The sequence below is a fragment of the Photobacterium sp. OFAV2-7 genome, from assembly GCF_022347985.1.
Classification (GTDB): Bacteria; Pseudomonadota; Gammaproteobacteria; order Enterobacterales; family Vibrionaceae; genus Photobacterium.
The window spans coordinates 1-5025 of sequence record NZ_JAKRFQ010000346.1 but is presented as its reverse complement, the minus strand read 5'-3'; the positions used below and the strand labels follow the sequence as shown (position 1 = coordinate 5025).

3 protein-coding genes and 1 pseudogene are annotated in these 5025 nt (G+C 48.9%); all 4 read right to left on the bottom strand.

Going from position 1 to position 5025, the window contains the following annotated elements; genetic code table 11:
• Nucleotides 1-816: histidine kinase dimerization/phospho-acceptor domain-containing protein (locus MHN01_RS16370; protein WP_304622865.1), on the bottom strand; the 816-nt coding region annotated here is incomplete at its 3' end.
• On the bottom strand, nt 800-1483 hold the full coding sequence (locus tag MHN01_RS16365; protein ID WP_239412319.1) for a response regulator transcription factor: 684 nt from the start codon (nt 1481-1483) through the stop codon (nt 800-802). The genes MHN01_RS16370 and MHN01_RS16365, both read right to left, overlap by 17 nt.
• Nucleotides 1477-4692: an efflux RND transporter permease subunit gene (locus MHN01_RS16360; RefSeq protein ID WP_239412318.1), complete on the bottom strand. Its 3216-nt coding sequence runs from the start codon at nt 4690-4692 to the stop codon at nt 1477-1479. Before MHN01_RS16360 ends, MHN01_RS16365 begins: the two co-directional genes overlap by 7 nt.
• Before the next feature lie 3 nt (nt 4693-4695).
• Nucleotides 4696-5025: pseudogene (locus tag MHN01_RS16355) on the bottom strand (efflux transporter periplasmic adaptor subunit); the annotation flags it as partial.

Sequence of the window (5025 nt, the reverse complement as noted above, 5' to 3'; positions counted from 1 at the left end):
CGTCAAACTGGCTCGTTCGATACGCTCAACTATAGCCTGAGATTTTTCCGGATTGCTCGTTCCGAGCTTTTTTAACAGCTCTGTATTGGTACGAATAACGGCAATTGGTGTTCTTAGCTCATGACTGGCATGTCGTAAGAAAACCTGCTCGCGCTCAAGGCCGTTCTGGACCGAATTTAAGCTATTTCTGATCATACTTGCCAATGCATTCAATTCGTTATAACGAAAATCCGGCGCAGGCTGTTTAAGGTTATCGGCACTTAGTGATTTTGCCCAGTCGCGTAATCTCTCTACCGGCGAGGCCACCGAGCGCATCATTAAAATCAATAACACGGAAAAAGTAACGATCCCTGCTATACAAAAGATTAATATCCAGAAAAAATGGGGAAAATCTTCATCCACAAGCGTATCAGGGATCTCATCAGAAAAAGAACGAGAAACGAAGCGTTGCTCCTCTCGCCTATTGATAGCCATTATTACAAAATAACCGGCCTCAGGAGGAGCAAACAAAGAGGCGCTATCCACAATATGGTTTTTCAGCATAAACGGTTCAGATGGCGGTACAGGTATATGTTGTCGAATCTCCTCTGGGACATCCTGCCATCTACTTGCTACTGTGAAGCCTATCACCACCTTCGGCTTGCCACTCTGAACACCTTCGACCTCAGCGACATCAAATGCAGCTCCGATCATGGCCGTGTCCATACCTTTAATGAAGTAATTGACGGTCAACCCGGAAAACACCATCACCAATGATACACCGAGCAATAACATCGCAGCCAGGAAGTACAGCCTTAGGCTAAGCCTGATTTTCATCCGCTCTCCTCAAGACAAACCCAAAACTAGTCATGGTATGGATCAGTGGTGGCCCACCAGCCAGCTCCAATTGCTTCCTGATATTAAATACATGCACTTTCAAACTATTGCTGTCCGGCTGATCGTCTCCCCAAACACGCTGCATCAACACCTCCCTCGAGACAGGGCTGGGACTCTCACGCATCAGCACCTCGAGGATCTTAATTGCAGTCGGTGACAACTTCAGTAACTGCTGGTTGCGATAAGCCTGCTTCTGGCTCAAATCTAACTCGAGATCCTCGACAGTGAGCTTGTTAATCTGCCCACTGCGGCGACGTGACAACACCTTGACCCTGGCGATTAGCTCTTCCATCGCAAACGGCTTAACCAAATAATCATCAGCGCCGGAATCAAAGCCTACAAGCTTATCATCTAGGCTGTCTCGTGCCGTCAACATCAGCACAGGCGTGTCGTTACCCAGCTCGCGCATTTGCCTGCACACCGTTAATCCATCCATTCGGGGCAAATTCAAATCCAGAATAATTGCCTGATAAGGGTTTTTCTTAATCAGGTTCAAGCCAACCACGCCGTTAACGGCGTGGTCACACTGAATGGATTCGAGTTCCAGATAATCGACAACCGCTGTTGCCAAATCCAGATCATCTTCTACCAGCAGCAGGTTTAGCATACTTCAGCAACCTTGTTTTCTTGCTTTGTCATATTGACCAGTTTAGCCAGTAACGACTTGATTTCACATTGAATCAATAACAAAGCCGGGATCAGGATCAGCGTGATAAGAGTGGCAAACAAAATGCCATAACCTAGTGACGCAGCTGCAGGGATCAAGAACTGTGCTTGCATCGAGGTTTCTCCCAGCAATGGCGTCAAACCGGCAAAGGTAGTAACAGATGTCAGCAATACTGCTCGCAAACGCCCGGAGCAGGCTTCTTTAATTGCTTGCTTAACAGGAATACTGTCATCTTCCCTCAGCTCGTTGAAACGGGATACCAATAGCAAACTGTCATTCACTACCACCCCGCTCAGCGCCAAAATACCGTTAAGCGACAAGATACTAATGGTCAAATCATTCCACCAGTGACCCAGTATTGCCCCGACAATACCAAAGGGAATCGCAGTCATGATCAGCAACGGCTGAATATAGGACTTCAACGGCACGGCCAGCAAAACATAAATAGCCAGCAACGCAACAATGAACATATTGCCCATCGAACTAGTTGCTTCCTGCTGCTGCTCGGCCTCACCGGCAAAATGCACGCTCAAATCCGGATACTGCCGCTGCAATTCAGGTACTACGTCTTGCTGCAATCGAGCCACCAACTCGTTGGGAGCAACGATCGTCTTATCGACAACAGCCGTAATATAGATAGCCCTCAAACTATCAATGCGGGTAATTTCATCTTGTTGGTACTCTGAAACAACATTGGCAACTGTGCTTAACGGAACCACTGTGCCATCAGGGGTGCGCACCCGAGATTGCATTATGTCGGCCATATTCTGACGTTTTTGTTCAGGGTATCGAACACGAACCTTAACTTCGTCTTTGTTACGTTGATAACGCTGAACAATTTCACCACCAAAGGACTGTAATACCTGTTGTGACAAATTAGCCGTATCCATCCCCAGTGTTCTGCCCTGCTCCGTGAGTTCAAACCGGATCTGCGGTTGACCAGGGTTCAGGTTATCATCGATGCCACTCACTCCCGGTGTCTGCCCCAGTAGCGCTTTGAATTTCAGCCCGGCTTCACGAACCGTCGTATCGTCCCAGGCTTTAAGCTCCACTTTGAAGTTATCCACCATTTCAAAACTGGACAAAAACTTCAACTTTTTAACTCCTTCAGGCGAACCGCTGAGCCGCTGCCACTCCTGTTCAAACTCTGTTGAGGAATAAGGACCGTTAGGTGTTAACTCGACCTGCAATTTACCCGAGCTATCATCCTCGGCAATAATCTGCAAACTCGTTATTGCACTATTGGCAACCTCACCAGTACCAGATGCATTCACAGCTGTTTTTATCGTCGCTTTCTGGGCTATCAGATTGCGATCAGCCTGAAGTGCAGCCTGCTCAAGCATCAACAGATTTCTGTTCGTTTGCCCGAAGCTTGCATCGTTCTGCATCGACAGATCAGCCGTGACAATGTCACCCGGAATATCAGGGAAAAATGCCACACGAACACTGCCAGTCATTGGCATACCCGCTACCAGCACCATAAGGGCAATGAACGCCAGGATAACGGCATAACGGAAATTCAGTGCCCACTCAATGACCGGCCTATATAAGCGTTGGTTAAACCACATTAATCCGCTATCAGCCCCATGCTGGATCCTCGCCCACCAGCCTTTGATCCCTTGTGGGATCTGGCGATGTGTATTGAGGTGCGCTAAGTGAGAAGGCAGGATTAACTTCGATTCAACCACAGACAACAGCAAACAAATAGTCACCACTGTACCGAACTGAGCATAAATCTGCCCTAAATCTCCAGTGACATTCGACAACGACATAAATGCCGCAACCGTGGTCAATACCCCGAACAGTGTCGGAACCGCAACCTTTAGTGTTCCCCGGATGGTATTAGCCAGTGTATCCCCGTCCTGACGACGTGTGGCATACACACTTTCACCCACCACGACAGCATCATCAACCACTATCCCCAGCGCCATAATGAAGCCAAAGGTGGTCATTTCATTGATTGTCAGTCCGGTAAAGCTGTCTCCCATAAAAAACAAGGTGCCGAAGAAGACAAATGGCAGGCCTGCCGCAACCCAGAAGGCCACTCGCAAATTAAGAAACAGAGCCAGAACGATAAACACCAGCGCAATACCGGTCAGGGCATTGCTGGTCAGCAATGAGAGTCGATCCTTGATCAGAGTACTCTTGTCGTACCAGGTTACCAGCCCGACATTTGCAGGTAGCAGACCTCGCTGATGCCAGTTTTCAACCACCTGGTTCGCCTGTTCAACGATCTGGGTAACATCGCCATATTCGTCCATCACAATCTCGATTCCCATACCACTGGTTTGCTGATAGCGGGACAAGGTAAAAGGGTCATCTTCAAATGCCTCGGTGACATCAGCGACATCCCCAAGCGTAATAATGGTCCCTTGCGCAGTCGTAACCAGCGGAATACGTGCAAACTCAGCGGCTTGGTATGCCTGCTCTGCCGCTTTCAGTCGTACCACCTTCTCACCGTTGCGCAGGCTTGTCGTCAAAGCAGTTGAAGATTCGGCATTGATGGCCGTCGCAATATCAGACAGGGTCAGGCCATAGGCCTGAAGCTGCCCCTCGTCCACCTCGACAGAAATGATCGGCTCAGACTTACCCTTGATTTCCAAATCCCGAATCGATGATTTCGCCAGTAGATCAGCCTTTAACTTCTCAGCAAGCGCCTGCAGCGTTGCCCTGTCAGCATCACCGTAAAGCTGAACCCAAAGCGCATGATCCTGCATTCTTGCTTTATCGATCACCGGATTTTCGGCATCTGCCGGGAAGTTATAAATGGCATCAACCTTGGTTTTGACATCAGTCAGCAATGTCTCAAGATCGTAGTCACTGAGCTTCTCGATCCGCACCGAGCTTCCATTGGCATTGGATGTCGAGGTGATGCGTTTGATGCCCGGCACTGTCTCCAAGGCATCTTCAATTTTAATAGCAATCCCTTCTTCGGCTTGCTTGGCGTCGCCACTGTCATAGTTCACCGACACAGTAATGACATTGGGCTCCATGCTGGGAAAGGCTTCCTTGCGAATGGAGTTCAACGACATGATGCCAAGAACAATCATGCTGACCAATAGCAGGTTTGCAGCCACCGAGTTGGCGGCAAACCAACCAATAATGCCGCCATGCGGGTTGGCTATTGTCGCATTATGAGATGTTGTCATTGCTTACCCCTCCACGACCGGGTGTACAAACATGCCCTGCACATAACTGCTTAGCGGACGAATAACGACCTGACCGAGCTCAATATCGTCGGGCGGAACAACGTAGACATAATTACTGTCTTCGAACTGTTTCTCGGCCTCGATACTGAACAAACTATTGTTGCCATCAACCAGCCAGATTTGCCCTGTTTGCGAAATAGCCGACGCTGGCAATTGCCATAAGTCGGACAAGTTGCGCCCCTGCACCTTTGCCTCAACGAAAGTGCCGGCATATAAAGGGTTGGCTTGCTGCAACGGCTGTTCAACTACAACGATCAATGAGCGCTGCCGGCT

Excerpts from the sequence above, each read along its gene's own strand:
- MHN01_RS16360 (WP_239412318.1), bottom strand. The coding sequence starts at position 4,692 with ATGACAACATCTCATAATGCGACAATAGCCAACCCGCATGGCGGCATT.
- MHN01_RS16365 (WP_239412319.1), bottom strand. The coding sequence starts at position 1,483 with ATGCTAAACCTGCTGCTGGTAGAAGATGATCTGGATTTGGCAACAGCG.